Source organism: Bacillus sp. FSL W7-1034 (assembly GCF_038593365.1).
Lineage (GTDB): Bacteria > Bacillota > Bacilli > Bacillales > Bacillaceae > Bacillus > Bacillus altitudinis.
On sequence record NZ_CP151989.1, the window covers coordinates 2,143,598 to 2,156,950 of the forward strand.

General features: G+C 41.1%; 17 protein-coding genes and 1 riboswitch. Of the genes, 4 read left to right on the forward strand and 13 right to left on the reverse strand.

Annotation, left to right across the window (positions count from 1 at the left end):
- Positions 1–15: 15 nt before the first annotated feature.
- On the reverse strand, positions 16–609 hold the full coding sequence (scpB, locus tag NST73_RS10935; protein WP_061419517.1) for an SMC-Scp complex subunit ScpB: 594 nt from the start codon (positions 607–609) through the stop codon (positions 16–18).
- Positions 599–1,357: a segregation/condensation protein A gene (locus tag NST73_RS10940; RefSeq protein ID WP_007501021.1), complete on the reverse strand. Its 759-nt coding sequence runs from the start codon at positions 1,355–1,357 to the stop codon at positions 599–601. Before NST73_RS10940 ends, scpB begins: the two co-directional genes overlap by 11 nt.
- 210 nt (positions 1,358–1,567) lie before the next feature.
- Here NST73_RS10940 and NST73_RS10945 point away from each other — a divergent pair, with 210 nt between their 5' ends.
- On the forward strand, positions 1,568–1,660 hold the full coding sequence (locus tag NST73_RS10945; protein WP_008359694.1) for a YjcZ family sporulation protein: 93 nt from the start codon (positions 1,568–1,570) through the stop codon (positions 1,658–1,660).
- A gap of 88 nt (positions 1,661–1,748) precedes the next feature.
- Complete coding sequence (locus tag NST73_RS10950) at positions 1,749–2,273, forward strand: DUF309 domain-containing protein (RefSeq protein ID WP_072367786.1); 525 nt, start codon at positions 1,749–1,751, stop codon at positions 2,271–2,273.
- A 24-nt stretch (positions 2,274–2,297) separates the two neighbouring features.
- Here the strand turns inward: NST73_RS10950 and NST73_RS10955 are convergent, their stop codons facing one another.
- The 7 genes from NST73_RS10955 to NST73_RS10985 form a co-directional block, all read right to left on the reverse strand.
- The gene (locus NST73_RS10955) at positions 2,298–2,651 is read right to left on the reverse strand and encodes a GNAT family N-acetyltransferase (protein ID WP_017359785.1); all 354 of its coding nucleotides are present in this window, start codon (positions 2,649–2,651) and stop codon (positions 2,298–2,300) included.
- Between the two features lie 113 nt (positions 2,652–2,764).
- Positions 2,765–3,229, reverse strand: coding sequence for a 6,7-dimethyl-8-ribityllumazine synthase (gene ribE, locus NST73_RS10960; protein ID WP_007501031.1), 465 nt, complete (start codon positions 3,227–3,229; stop codon positions 2,765–2,767).
- Positions 3,230–3,255: 26 nt separating this feature from the next.
- Positions 3,256–3,879 (reverse strand): 3,4-dihydroxy-2-butanone-4-phosphate synthase, encoded by a 624-nt coding sequence (ribB, locus tag NST73_RS10965; RefSeq protein WP_144679395.1) that lies wholly within the window; start codon positions 3,877–3,879, stop codon positions 3,256–3,258.
- 11 nt (positions 3,880–3,890) lie between these two features.
- Complete coding sequence (gene ribE / locus NST73_RS10970; protein ID WP_144679393.1) at positions 3,891–4,541, reverse strand: riboflavin synthase; 651 nt, start codon at positions 4,539–4,541, stop codon at positions 3,891–3,893.
- 252 nt (positions 4,542–4,793) lie between these two features.
- Positions 4,794–4,935: riboswitch (FMN riboswitch) on the reverse strand.
- A 113-nt stretch (positions 4,936–5,048) separates the two neighbouring features.
- Entirely contained in the window at positions 5,049–5,393 is a 345-nt protein-coding gene (locus NST73_RS10975) for a hypothetical protein (protein WP_008344451.1), read from the reverse strand.
- Between the two features lie 234 nt (positions 5,394–5,627).
- The gene (locus NST73_RS10980) at positions 5,628–5,864 is read right to left on the reverse strand and encodes a DUF2164 domain-containing protein (RefSeq protein ID WP_017359788.1); all 237 of its coding nucleotides are present in this window, start codon (positions 5,862–5,864) and stop codon (positions 5,628–5,630) included.
- A gap of 200 nt (positions 5,865–6,064) precedes the next feature.
- Positions 6,065–6,646 carry a TetR/AcrR family transcriptional regulator gene (locus tag NST73_RS10985; protein WP_017359789.1) on the reverse strand — a complete coding sequence of 194 codons (582 nt, stop codon included), beginning with the start codon at positions 6,644–6,646 and terminating at the stop codon, positions 6,065–6,067.
- A 249-nt stretch (positions 6,647–6,895) separates the two neighbouring features.
- Between NST73_RS10985 and NST73_RS10990 the strand changes: the two genes are divergently transcribed.
- Positions 6,896–8,158, forward strand: a complete 1,263-nt coding sequence (locus NST73_RS10990; protein ID WP_144679551.1) for an MFS transporter — start codon at positions 6,896–6,898, stop codon at positions 8,156–8,158.
- Between the two features lie 31 nt (positions 8,159–8,189).
- Here the strand turns inward: NST73_RS10990 and NST73_RS10995 are convergent, their stop codons facing one another.
- A complete protein-coding gene (locus NST73_RS10995; RefSeq protein ID WP_007501040.1) occupies positions 8,190–8,627 on the reverse strand; it encodes a peptidylprolyl isomerase in 438 nt (145 codons plus the stop codon).
- A 321-nt stretch (positions 8,628–8,948) separates the two neighbouring features.
- Between NST73_RS10995 and NST73_RS11000 the strand changes: the two genes are divergently transcribed.
- Positions 8,949–9,833, forward strand: coding sequence for a DUF1002 domain-containing protein (locus NST73_RS11000; RefSeq protein WP_008344446.1), 885 nt, complete (start codon positions 8,949–8,951; stop codon positions 9,831–9,833).
- A 40-nt stretch (positions 9,834–9,873) separates the two neighbouring features.
- On the opposite strand, the gene lysA is transcribed toward NST73_RS11000, so the two are convergent.
- The 3 genes from lysA to NST73_RS11015 form a co-directional block, all read right to left on the reverse strand.
- On the reverse strand, positions 9,874–11,199 hold the full coding sequence (lysA, locus tag NST73_RS11005; RefSeq protein WP_039165814.1) for a diaminopimelate decarboxylase: 1,326 nt from the start codon (positions 11,197–11,199) through the stop codon (positions 9,874–9,876).
- Between the two features lie 115 nt (positions 11,200–11,314).
- A complete protein-coding gene (locus tag NST73_RS11010) occupies positions 11,315–12,787 on the reverse strand; it encodes a spore germination protein (RefSeq protein ID WP_007501043.1) in 1,473 nt (490 codons plus the stop codon).
- Positions 12,741–13,349: a stage V sporulation protein AE gene (locus NST73_RS11015; protein WP_007501044.1), complete on the reverse strand. Its 609-nt coding sequence runs from the start codon at positions 13,347–13,349 to the stop codon at positions 12,741–12,743. The genes NST73_RS11010 and NST73_RS11015 overlap by 47 nt, the downstream gene beginning before the upstream one ends.
- Between the last annotated feature and the right edge of the window lie 4 nt (positions 13,350–13,353).

Here is a 13,353-nt window from a genome sequence, read left to right on the forward strand (position 1 = left end):
TTTCCTTATTTTGAACTATTTTATCTCTTCAAATGTTTGATTGAAGTTTTCAAAAAAGAGATCAGCCTCTTCTTGCACCCCATCTGATTCCACATTCTCTGGAAGTGGCGGCAATTCATCTAAGGCTTTTAAACCAAATTGCTCTAAAAAGGTAGGTGTTGTCCCATAAAGGATCGCTCGTCCCGGTCCATCGGCACGTCCTACTTCACAGAGCAGTGCTTTGGCAACTAAACTATGCAGCACTCGTTCTGATTTAACGCCTCTGATCTCCTCGACTTCGCTGCGTGTAATCGGTTGTTTATACGAGACAATGGCGAGCACTTCTAGCGCTGCCTGTGACAAACCTTTCGATGGTGTCTCTACTAATTTTTTTAAATATACGCTGTATTCTTTTTTCGTCAGCAGCATATATGAATCTGCATATTCAATAAGCTCAATCCCTCGTTCTTGTTTTTGATATTCTTCCTTTACGGCAGACATAATATCAAGCAACGCTGCCTCATCAACTTCAAGAACAGACATGAGCTGTTTTCTTGTTAAGCCTTCGTCACCTGCTGCATATAGCAGCGCTTCTAAGATGGCTTTCCAATTCACGATATCAAGCGTCATGAATCGTTTCACTCCCTATGATATAAATATCTTCAAAGTTTCCTTCCTGCTCCAGCATGATTTGATGGCTTTTCATCAATTCGAGAACAGCAAGAAACGTCACGACAAGGTGTTCCTTTTGATCATGTTGAAATAAAGTCATGAAATTGGTTCGCTTTTTTGTTTTTCTTAAATGGTTCATAATCTCATTCATTTTGTCTTCAATCGGGATTTCTTGTCTTGTAATCTTTGATGGTGCTGGTTTTGTTATTTTTTTGCGGTTCAATACCTTTTGGAACGCACCTAACATATCATACACCGTGACATGTAAGTTTGTGTCCTTCGCTTCTGCTTCTTTTGCAAATTCACTTAAATCACTTGGTGGTTTTGTGAAGGCGTTTTGCCGCTCTTCTTCACGTTCCTTCAGTTCTTGCGCTGCATTTTTATACTTGCGGTATTCAATTAATTTGCCAATCAGCTCATCACGAGGGTCCTCTTCTTCTTCCATCAGGTCTTCATCAAACAGCTCTTCCTCTTGTTTTGGAAGAAGCATTCTGCTTTTAATGCTCAGGAGAGTTGCAGCCATCACCAAGTACTCACTTGCAACATCCAGTTCAAGCTCCCTCATCGTGTGGACATATAATAAATACTGCTCCGTAATTTTAGCGACGGGAATATCATAAATATCAATTTCCAAACGGTTAATTAAATGTAAAAGCAAGTCCAAAGGACCCTCAAACGAATCTATTTTCACCTGATATTCCAGCATTCTTTTCTCACCATTTCTACTGTCTTCTAAGTACCGTTTTCATCGGCTAACCTTTAGTATAAGACACGATAAAGCTCTCGTCCAATATAATTTCGACCATGAGGCAGCAGGCAAAAAAAGAAAAACAGTGGATTCGCCCATACCAATGAGGGCATTTATACATAGAATACCATTGTAATCAGAACTGATGAAAAAGGAGGCCGTAACATTATGGGAGATGGTTATTACTTCGGCGGAGGATTTGCGCTTATTGTTGTGCTGTTCATCTTGCTGATCATCGTTGGCGCGGCTTGGGTTTATTAAAGAAACAGAGCGTCCTTTCATAAAGGGGCGCTCTTTCTTCTTTTCTTTTCGGTATGTTAGACTGATAGTGGAAAAGGAGATGACCGCTGTGTATCCTAAAGCGTACGTGGCTTTTTTACATGAATTTCATACGACAAGAGATTATTTTGAGTGTCATGAAATTCTTGAAGAATTTTGGAAAGAAGATCCTCCTCATCAGCGCAAAAAGTACTGGGTGGGTCTCATTCAGCTTGCTGTTGCTTTGTATCATCAAAGACGAGGAAATGGAAAAGGAGCAAAACGGCTGATTTCAAACAGCCTTCATATATTAGATTCGGACCGGAACGTACTAACAGAATTAGGTCTTGATGAAGAGGCATTTCTTTTGCTGCTGAGAACACTGAAAAAGAAAATCGATGAAGACATGCCCTACGAAAGTGTGATGCTGCCAATCCGAGATGAAACGCTTCTTTCTTTATGCCAAGAGATGGCGGAAAAAGAAGGCTTAACCTTCGGACAGGAGAGCAACTTATCCCATACATTCTTAATTGAAAAGCATAGACTGCGTGATCGGACGGACGTATTGCTTGAACGTGAAAAACAGATGGAACGTAAAAAAAGCAGAGGCATATAACCTCTGCTTTTACATGTGTGATATTTAGTTTGTTTCATTGTGACACTTATGAAAGAAGCCTTGCGTTAATTCATTTGGAATGAGTGTTTTCGTTTTGAATACTTCTTCCACGGCTAATACCATTTCCTTGCCGATGCCTTGGTCACGATGGGACGGATTGACACTAATATGTTCGATTTGTACTTGGTCGTCTGTTTTCAGCACACCAATCGCACCGACGATATCCTCGCCATCTTTCCAAAGGAACAGCTGCCGATCTTCATCCATTTCATACGACTTTATCGTCTGCTGAAGCTGTTTGACGTCTTTCTCACCCGGCATAAAGGACAGGAGTCCCATGGCAATTTTTTCAAAAGACCTCTTGTAACGAATTAACATATATACCCCTCAATATTAAAATTATCCTATTTTACAGCAAATGTCTTATGAATCACTTGCTCATCACACATTATAAACACTTTTAGGTTGTTTTTAAACTCTTTTTCATCAAATTAACGAAACGTTCGATTTAGGTTGGCCATTTCAATAGCAGCTGCAGCCGATTCACTGCCTTTATTTCCAGCCTTTGTACCGGCTCTTTCAATGGCTTGTTCAATAGATTCTGTTGTCAGTACACCAAAGATAATCGGCACCCCTGTCGAGATGGCACTTTGTGCGATTCCTTTAGCCGCTTCATTACAAACATAATCGTAATGTGATGTTGCCCCGCGAATCACGGTTCCAAGTGTAATGACTGCATCATATTTTTTTGTTTCTGCTAGTTTTTTTGCCATATACGGAATTTCAAAAGCCCCCGGCACCCACACGACATCAATATCGTCACCGTTTGCTCCGTGTCTGAGCAATGTATCTTCTGCCCCATCTAGCAATTTACTTGTAATAAAATCATTAAATCTAGCGACGACGATTCCAAACTTTAATCCTTCTGCTACTACATTCCCTTGTATTGTATTCATATGTTCATCATCCTTTTTTGTGATTTTTATTTTGTTTTCATTGTCGTTGTTTGCTTGTTTATATATGCCTGCAATGCTTCAATCGTCAGCATCTTTAAATCGTGTTCTTTTTGAATTTTTTGTAGTTCGGGTACGCGGGCCATGGTTCCATCTGCATTCATAATTTCACATATGACACCCGCTGGCACTGAACCCGCAAGTTTAGCAAGATCAACGGCCGCTTCTGTATGACCTGGTCTTTCTACTACGCCTCCCTCTTTCGCAATAAGAGGGAAAACATGACCTGGGCGGGCAAAATCTTCTGGTTTTGACTCTTTATTTAACATGGCCAAAATGGTCGTTGAGCGCTCAAAAGCACTTATACCAGTTGTCGTTGACGTATGATCGATGCTCACTGTAAATGCTGTATGATGTGCATCCGTATTTCTCTCGACCATGGGATGCAGATCCAAGTGTTGCGCAATCGAGGCATGAACTGGTGTGCAAATAAGACCTCTTCCATGTAAAGCCATGAAGTTAATGACTTCCGGCGTTGCATGCTCAGCAAGTGCCACAAAGTCTCCTTCATTTTCTCTGTCTTCATCATCTACTACGATAATGATTTCTCCTCGTTTCAGGGCATTTACTGCCTCATCAACTGAATGATACATACAATCGCCTCCTAGAATCCGTGCTCTTTTAAAAATGATGGGGTTAATCGTGATGGCTGCTTTTCGTTTTGCTCTTTTGTTAAAAAGCGATAAATGTATTTACCGATCATGTCACATTCAATATTTACTACATCCCCCATAGATTTAGTCGGGAAAATAGTTCCTTCAAGCGTATGTGGAATGATAGAAACTGTCACATGAGCATCTAGCAAATCGAAAATAGTCAAGCTGACGCCGTCTATTGCGATCGATCCCTTTTTTGTGAGCATATCTGTGAGGGTCTTGTCCATTTTCAAATCATAGTAAATGGCATTACTCTTCTTTTCTACACGGGTAATCACAGCCGTTCCATCAACATGACCTGAAACAAAATGACCGCCGAATCGTCCATTTGATGACATCGCTCGCTCTAAATTCACTTGGCTACCTGGCGCAAGCTGATCAAGTGATGTCGCTTTGACCGTCTCAGGCATCACATCTGCCGCAAACTGTTCTTTTGTGAAGCTTGTGACAGTGAGACAAACGCCATTGATGGCGATACTATCGCCTAGGTGAACATCTTCTAGTACACGACTGCACTTGATGATAATTTCCATGGCATCTGCGGATCTTTTGCTCAATGACTGGACTGTACCCACTTCTTCAATAATCCCCGTAAACATGTGATCCTCCCTTTCTCTTTCTTTTGTATTTCTCACTTTATGAAAAAGCGATGTTTGGGACATGTGATCGATTGAACACCTTCGTCGCTTTTTATGGTCCATACAAGGTAAATGAGGGATCACCTAATAAACACTGCATGCGATGACTATATTGACATACAGAAAGCCCCGGAAAAATTCCGGGGCTGTGGTTTTTTTGCATTAGAAATAAAACTATGATCAACACATATTTTTTGTTCATACATAGCTCTCGTTATCCTTCTCCCATCCAGACTTTCACTGTCGGCTTCAGCTTCTCACTGAATCAACCGTTAATAAATTAACGGGTCACGGGCTGTAAAGCATTTGCTTTATTACCGTCGGTCGGGATTTTCACCCTGCCCCGAAGGATACAATCGATATTTAGCTGTCCTTAGGGGCTATTATAGCGATCCTTGTGGTCAAATGCAACAATCAAGATTTATCACCTGTTCATAAAAAAAGCCTCCCTATAGGAAAGGAGACTTGTTAATTGACGACTTTTACTACTTTTATAAGACCGTCTATTCTTTTTTCATTACTAAAGTATGCTTTAATACGATCGCCTTTTTTCAGATCGGCCACATCATCTTCAAATTTCTTTCCGTTAAAAATGATTTTCGTGCCATTTTTGGCTTGACCGTAATACTCATCACCATCAATTTTTGTAATGGTATATTCATAGATGGTGTAATCTTTATCATTATTCGTTAAACTTTCGCCAATGGCTGTTGGCACATCTTCAATTTTCATGCCATTCATGTATAAATAACCTGCGCCTAAACAAAGCAGTAAAACAAATAAGATTGCGATTTTCAATTTAATTTTCCCCATATTTAGAACCTCCATCATCTGCACTTCGCCTATTTGTATGTTCTATTCCTTCTTTTGATGAAATAAAACCAAAAAAGCTGATTTTCATTAATGGTTACTTATATAACGATTCAAATGGACTTTTGGTTCCACCTTTTCATCATTACATATGATACGAATATGCGTTCTTTATTAAGGGGGTCTTTTTTCCTCTTTATCTGTTAGCAGGGTAAACAAGAAAGACGAGCTTTTTGATTATATTCTTTTCTCTAATGCGAATAGATCTTCCTCTAACAATTGAGATCTTTGAACAGCGATATTTCGGCTGTCACGAACCCCTTGATTATAATAGTAGCTTCCAAGATGTTTTGTGATAAATTCTAATATATTGATGGCTGCTAATTCACCAATCTCCTCTTCTCGTTCTTCAGCAAAGTAACGCTGAATGGCAATCATCATCTGATTTTTTTCTTCTTTTGTTAATGGTTTCAAAGTATCTCCTGCTTTCTTACAGCATGATCAAACGCTTTTTAGATGTGCACTTTCACTTATTTTTAGAGCTACATATGGTGACACTCACGAATACGAATGTTTGTTCTCTTATCATATCACAAAAACGTGTCCATCACACCCTAAAAGAAAAAGCGTGTTTTAATCAATGGATCAAAATACGCTTTCTTTATATAAACTATTTATTTCAATATGGATAGGATCGTCGCTACAGAATGATCTACAAATGAACGCTCTGGGCGAGATTTCATGAGAACTGTAAGTCCAATAAAAGAAACAACCAGCGCCTGTGCTAAGGCTTTGGCATTCAGACTGCTTTCGAGCTCACCCGAGCGAATACCTTGTACAATTTTTTCTTCAAAAATGACCGAAAGATACATCTGATGCTCTCTTGTGAGAATTTCAAATTTCTCTTCGTGTGGGGCAAGCTCGACTATTGTATTGATGCAAAAGCACCCTTTACTCGGCCCATGTCCATATTCCTCTTCTACTAATTCAGCAAATAATGTATGAAATGCTTCCTTTACAGATAGATTGTTTTGAAGTTTTGTTCGAATGTGGGCAGCATGCTGAGTTGTATATTTGCGTAATGCCGCTTCAAACAATTCCTCTTTATCACCGAACGCTGAGTATAAGCTTGGCCGCTGTATTCCCATTTTTGCAGTTAAGTCGCTTAATGTAGTGGCTCTGTACCCCTTCTCCCAAAAAAGCAACAAGGCCTCATCTAATGCTTTTTCCTCATCAAATTCCCGTTGTCGAACCATCATCAACCCTCATTTCTATCATAAAAACCTCTTCACTAAATCAATCATCTATTTCTTATAACGTTTTTTACTCATCGGTACATTATCATTTTATTTTATTGACATATCATTGTCAAACCGACTGCCTCTCTCAAGATCTTCACTACATCATCTTGACTTTAAAACGTTTCTCTGGTTATCCTTAACAGGAATCATTTTATACCAAACAGTATATTATACTATTTAGTACAAAAGGAGAGGATGACATGCATGAAAAAAGAAAAAATGAATGCCGTTGAACATTCTAATCTGGAAACGACTCATTTACAAATAAACACCCGATCAACGATGACTCGCAATATGGCTCTACTGTTTTCGACAGCCTCAGGGATGGCAGTTGCAAACATATACTTTGCACAGCCATTATTAGACTCCCTCGCAGCCGAGTTTGGTATCAGCTATTCATCCGTTGGTATGGTCATTACGATTACTCAGCTTTGTTATGCGCTAGGACTGCTACTGATCGTACCACTTGGTGATCTGTTCAACCAACGGCGGCTCATCGTAGCTCAAATGCTAGTATCCGTGTTATCTCTCATTCTAGTCGGTATCGCCCCTACCGCCACCGTCCTGTTCATAGGACTAGCTGCGGTGGGACTGCTCGCTGTAGTCACTCAGGTACTCGTAGCATTCGCAGCGACATGGGCCGCTCCTGAAGAACGTGGCCGCATAGTGGGCTTGGTTCAAAGTGGAATTGTGATTGGTATTCTTCTCGCACGAACGTTTGCTGGTGTACTAACCGATCTCGCCGGCTGGAGATCAGTCTATCTCGTTTCCGGCGTGATGATGCTGATCATAACTGGCGTGTTGTACCGGTATCTTCCGCGTGCTGACAGCAAGAGAGCCTCCATATCCTATGTGAACTTGCTCGCTTCAATGTTTATATTGTTCAGACAAGAACGAATTCTACGTATTCGTGGCGTACTGGGTTTTCTGATCTTTGTTGTGTTTGGCACGCTGTGGACTTCACTTGTGCTGCCTCTCAGCACTACGCCATACAATCTGTCACATACGGCAATTGGTGCATTTGGCCTTGCTGGAGTTGCCGGAGCATTAGGTGCCGCTCGAGCTGGAAGCCTTGCTGATCGAGGCTTAGGACAGTTAACAACGTGCATCGCCCTTGTCCTATTACTCTTTTCATGGTGTTTTATTTTTTTCAATGAATATTCCCTCATTTTATTAATCGTTGGTATAGTCATTCTTGACCTATCTGTGCAGGCCGTTCATGTGACCAATCAAAGTATGATTTTCATGGTCCGGCCTGAGGCGAGAAGCCGGCTGACTGCTGCTTATATGATTTTTTATTCACTTGGCAGTGCGCTCGGTTCTATTGTATCAACTAACATATACGCAAACGCTGGCTGGAATGGGGTATGTCTATTTGGAGCCTCTATCAGCGCCTTAGCCCTTTTATATTGGATGATCACCTACCGCTTCACGGCACAGATCACAGGAACATCAGATGTAAAATAAAAAAAACACCGCAATTAAGCGGTGTTTTGGATTAAGCATCGATCACTTCGACTTTTTCCATGCCTTGTCCTTGTTCCATATCAAGAACAGCTTCAATACCAGATGTTACTTTGCCAAAAACAGTGTGAACACCGTTTAAGTGCGGCTGTGGGTCATGTACGATAAAGAATTGGCTGCCGCCAGTGTCTTTACCAGCGTGTGCCATTGATAATGAACCTCTCTCGTGCTGATGAGGGTTTCCTTCTGTTTCACATTTAATTGTGTAACCAGGTCCTCCAGTTCCATTACCGTTTGGATCGCCGCCTTGGCTTACGAACCCTGGGATCACGCGGTGGAATTTCAATCCATCGTAGAAGCCTTCATTCGCTAATTTTTCAAAGTTTGCTACTGTACCTGGAGCAGCCTCTGGGTAAAGTTCAAACTCAATTTTCTTTCCATTCGTTAATTGTATGTATCCTTTTTTCGCCATTTTTCACATTCTCCTTTCAGGTTAAACAACGCTCATTATAGCACATTTTCAGTGATGTTAAACATCCCCTGCTTGTCGAATGTGATTTACCTCTTTTGCCATCATTGATAAAATAAAAGAGCTTGATCCTTTTCTCCTAAGGAAATGATCACAGACTGAGCAAATCACTTCATCATATTGGAGGTTTCAAACATCTTTAAAAGAAAATTGAAACGTCAGACTGATTTGTTACGTCTATATGATGGAGTACGATTCAAATCATGTACTCAAAAGATGAGTTTCTCACCCTCGAGAAACGCTTTCGACTTGAAGGAGGTCAACATGTTTAAAAAAACAATGCTTGGTATGATGGCAGCGCTCCTTTTACTGATTGGTGCGCCAAAAGTCAGCTTAGCGGATGCAGCTGTCGGCGATGTCATCGTCACACTCGGGCAAGACTTAACACCGGCTGATCGTCAGAAGGTGCTTGACGAGTTGAATCCACCTGAAAATGCGACAAAAATTGAAGTAACCAATAAAGAAGAGCACGAATATTTAGGAAAGTATATCCCTCGTTCTTCTATCGGGACGAGAGCATTATCATCTTCATCCATCACCATTGAAAAATCAGGTACGGGTCTGACCGTGGATACACATAACATTAAGACCATTACAGATGAGATGTATTTAAATGCTTTAATGACCGCAGGCGTGAAAGATGCAAAGGTTGTCGTGACGGCGCCGTTTGAAGTATCTGGTACAGCAGCACTGACAGGTCTATTAAAAGCCTATGAAGTGTCAAGCGACAAAGCCATTCCCGAAGATGTGAAACAGGTGGCAAACGAAGAACTTGTAACAACATCTAAACTGGGAGACTCTATTGGAAAAGACAATGCTTCTGCCCTGATTGCAAAAATCAAAGATGACATTGCCAAAAATGGAGTTCCTAAAACAACAAAAGAAGTGGAAGAAAAAGTAGATCAAGCCGCTTCTGATTTGAACTTAAATCTAACACAAGACCAAAAAGATCAACTTGTCTCTCTCTTTGATAAGATGAAAAATATCAATATCGATTGGAAACAAGTCGGATCTCAAATTGATAAAGCAAAAGACAAGATTACAAAATTCATAGAATCAGATGAAGGGAAAAACCTTCTACAGAAGATTTGGGATTTCTTTGTCTCCATTTGGAACGCGATCGTCTCTGTATTTACTGGTGGAAAATAAATGTCATAGAAAAAGCTGCCTGATGATCAGGCAGCTTTTTTTAAGTCGATGATTTCACTTTTGATTGATAAGGTAAATCCAATTTGACAATGTCCTCATATGTCTCACGCTCAACGACAAGCTGCGCTTCCCCATCTTCTACAAATACTACAGCCGGGCGCGGGATGCGGTTATAGTTGTTTGACATGCTGTAGCCATAAGCTCCTGTACAAAAGACAGCTAACAAGTCTCCCTGTGATAACTCTGGCAGATCAATATCCCAAATGAGCATATCTCCACTTTCACAGCATTTGCCTGCAATGGACACAGTTTGATCATGCGTTTGGCTCATTTTATTGGCGCTCGCTGCTTCATATTTTGCTTGATATAAAGCAGGTCGAATGTTATCACTCATTCCGCCGTCAATGGCTACATAATCGCGAATGCCAGGTACATGTTTGGATGAGCCGATCGTATAAAGAGTGGTTCCCGCATCTCCAACAAGGGAGCGGCCTGGCTCAATCCAAATTTCAGGCATCTTAAACTCATAGCGGGCTACATTTTCTTTCACCGCTTGAATAATTTTCTCCACGTATTCAGTTGCTGGAAGTGGTTCGTCCTCTTCTGTATAACGGATGCCAAAGCCTCCGCCTAAGTTCAGCACTGTGGAAATAAATCCAAATGATTCTCTCCATTCATCTAGCTTCAAGAAAATCTTATCTGCCGCAAGGACAAAACCAGCTGTATCAAAAATTTGTGAGCCGATATGACAATGAACACCTAAGAGCTCGATCACTTCTGATTTAAGCACTTGTTTGACCGCTTCGTCTGCTTGTCCATTATGAAGATCAAAACCGAATTTTGAATCTTCTTGACCTGTTGTAATATAGTCATGCGTATGTGCTTCAACGCCCGGCGTGATGCGGAGGAGTACTTTCACCTGTTTTGACAGCTCTTGCCCAAGCTGTTCAATGAGGTTGATTTCATAGAAATTATCAACAACAATACAGCCGATTCCATGCGCTAATGCCATCTTTAATTCTTCTCTGCTTTTGTTGTTACCATGGAAATGAATTTTTTCTACTGGAAACCCGGCACAAATGGCTGTGTGTAGCTCCCCGCCTGAAACGACATCAAGTGATAAGCCTTCTTCTTTTGCCAGCTGGAACATGGCAATAGAAGAAAACGCCTTACTCGCATATGCCACCTGAGCCTTTAGTTCTTCTTCAATAAATGCTTTCTGAAAGCTTTTTGCACGCTCCCGTATTAAAGCCACATCATATACATAAAGTGGTGTCCCATACGTTTCAGCTAAAGAAACGGCATCAACACCACCAATTTCTAAATGTCCGAGTTCATTTTGTCTGCAAGTGCCGTGTAAATACAATGTCATTCCCTCTTTCTCCGCCTCGGCTGAAAAAAGACAGCTGCACAAGCTGCCTTTTGCCGTTTCTCAAAGTTAAAAATACAATATCACAATCTTCAGCCACTTTCAACGAGCGTTAAGAATTTGGCGGAATTTTTGATCTGTTCTGAGGGTGAACGATGCTTGGTCTTACTTTTGAGCCAGGAACAGACGTCCGAATGAGCACTTGCCACAAAGCCTTTCCATTAAAAGGAATAAACGGCCACATATAAGGCGTCTGTAAGGAACGAATGGATGTTAAGTAAATAAGTAACAGTGTAAAACCGATGATCAGTCCATTCAGCTTAAAGATCGCTACTAGTGCTAATATGATCAGTCGGATGATTTTATTAGCGACACTCAGTTCATAACTTGGAGTGGTGAATGTACCGATGGCTGCTAGCGAGACGTATAATATGACCTCTGGTGTAAATAAACCGACATCAATTGCAATTTGTCCAATTAAAACGGCTGCAATCAAGCCCATGGCAGTCGACAAGGCGGTCGGCGTATGAATCGCCGCCATTCGTAAAAATTCCACCCCAAAATCAGCAAGGAATACTTGGAGAATGACAGGGATATGGGAGGGTTTGTTAAATCCAATATAGCTTAGATTGTCTGGCAGAAGATTCGGTTCTAGAATAAAAAGAAACCAGATCGGCAAAAGAAAAGTAGAACATAAGATGCCTAAAAAACGCACCCATCTTAAAAAAGTCCCAACTGCTGGCGCCTGGCGGTATTCTTCAGCATGTTGAACGTGATGAAAAATAGTGGTTGGTGTAATGATGACACTAGGAGATGTATCCGTAATGATGATGACATGCCCTTCTAATATATGGTTAGCGGCTACATCTGGGCGCTCGGTGTATCGCACAAGCGGGAAGGGATTATATCCTTGCTTAATGATAAATTCTTCTATTGTTTTATCAGACATCGTCAGTCCGTCAACTTTAATCCCAGACACTTCTTTTTCGATAATATCAACAAGATCAGGGTCAGCTATGTCTTCAATATAACAAACACAAACGTCTGCTTTAGAACGCTCGCCTACTTTAAGCATTTTGTATCGCAGTTTTTCATCCCGCACTCTTCTGCGAATGAGTGCTGTGTTCACAATGATGTTTTCAACAAAGCCGTCTCTTGCACCTCTGACAACCTTTTCTGTATCCGGTTCCTCCGGCATTCTGCCAGGGTAGCTCCTGACGTCAATAATAAATGCGTAATTTTCACCTTCGACAACGACTGCCACAAGTCCAGACAACACTTGATCCACTGCTTCATCAAGTGTTTCAACTTTTGAGACTTGCTGATTGACAAGACGGTTTTCTACCACACGTGCAAGATCATCTGATTCAGGTTCGTTGTCATTGATTTCAATCAGTTCTTTTAATAAATAGATCACATATTGTGTATCACATAATCCATTTACATAGTAAAGCTGGATTTCCTGATCATGGACATAAATTTTCCGAACGCCAAGGTCAAAGCTGAGACCCATCCCGACATTGTCTTTGAAAAAATCTTCATTTTTCTTCGGATCTCGGTACACGTGCACCTTGTCTTTCTTCATGGAAACCGCTCCTTTCTAAAATTAATTCGACTGCCTTCATTGTGATGGGGGACCCTTTGCTTAGATCATCTTTCCGTCCCATCTTGCCAATATCTCCAATGCCGACAACAATCGGAAGCTGTAGTGAATCGAGACAATACACTGTATCTCCACTCATTTTGTGTGGTTCCATTTCTGGAAGTCCATGTTTGTCAACGCCGTATTCTGTCAGTTCACCTTCCCGGTCAATGGAGACATGTACCTTTGTCCATTCCGCTTGATGGGTTTTAGATGCCACTGCAATGGCGCCAATCACTTCAATTTCAGGGTGACGTGCTACGTGCTTCATAGCCGTCTCCCCTGTTCCTTCACCTGTTAAGCCAGAATCATCAAACATGACAAACACTGGGTCATACGGCGTTTTTAAAATCATCTGGACCAGTTCTGGTCCTGTTCGTTTGCTCGGATTCCCTTTTGAGCTGGAAATACATCTTCCGCCGACTTTCTTTGCGACAAGCTCAATCGTTTTGGCAGCATATATATCTCCGTCTGTCACTAAAATGACTTTGCGTCTTTGCCCCATATTA

Coding starts and splice junctions, on each gene's coding strand:
- NST73_RS10940 (WP_007501021.1), bottom strand. CDS start 1,357: ATGCTGGAATATCAGGTGAAAATAGATTCGTTTGAGGGTCCTTTGGAC.
- NST73_RS10945 (WP_008359694.1), top strand. CDS start 1,568: ATGGGAGATGGTTATTACTTCGGCGGAGGATTTGCGCTTATTGTTGTG.
- NST73_RS11015 (WP_007501044.1), bottom strand. CDS start 13,349: ATGGGGCAAAGACGCAAAGTCATTTTAGTGACAGACGGAGATATATAT.
- NST73_RS10990 (WP_144679551.1), top strand. CDS start 6,896: ATGAAAAAAGAAAAAATGAATGCCGTTGAACATTCTAATCTGGAAACG.
- NST73_RS10995 (WP_007501040.1), bottom strand. CDS start 8,627: ATGGCGAAAAAAGGATACATACAATTAACGAATGGAAAGAAAATTGAG.
- NST73_RS10975 (WP_008344451.1), bottom strand. CDS start 5,393: ATGGGGAAAATTAAATTGAAAATCGCAATCTTATTTGTTTTACTGCTT.
- NST73_RS10985 (WP_017359789.1), bottom strand. CDS start 6,646: ATGGTTCGACAACGGGAATTTGATGAGGAAAAAGCATTAGATGAGGCC.
- ribB (WP_144679395.1), bottom strand. CDS start 3,879: ATGTATCATTCAGTTGATGAGGCAGTAAATGCCCTGAAACGAGGAGAA.
- ribE (WP_144679393.1), bottom strand. CDS start 4,541: ATGTTTACGGGGATTATTGAAGAAGTGGGTACAGTCCAGTCATTGAGC.
- ribE (WP_007501031.1), bottom strand. CDS start 3,229: ATGAATACAATACAAGGGAATGTAGTAGCAGAAGGATTAAAGTTTGGA.
- scpB (WP_061419517.1), bottom strand. CDS start 609: ATGACGCTTGATATCGTGAATTGGAAAGCCATCTTAGAAGCGCTGCTA.
- NST73_RS11010 (WP_007501043.1), bottom strand. CDS start 12,787: ATGAAGAAAGACAAGGTGCACGTGTACCGAGATCCGAAGAAAAATGAA.
- NST73_RS10955 (WP_017359785.1), bottom strand. CDS start 2,651: ATGTTAATTCGTTACAAGAGGTCTTTTGAAAAAATTGCCATGGGACTC.
- NST73_RS11000 (WP_008344446.1), top strand. CDS start 8,949: ATGTTTAAAAAAACAATGCTTGGTATGATGGCAGCGCTCCTTTTACTG.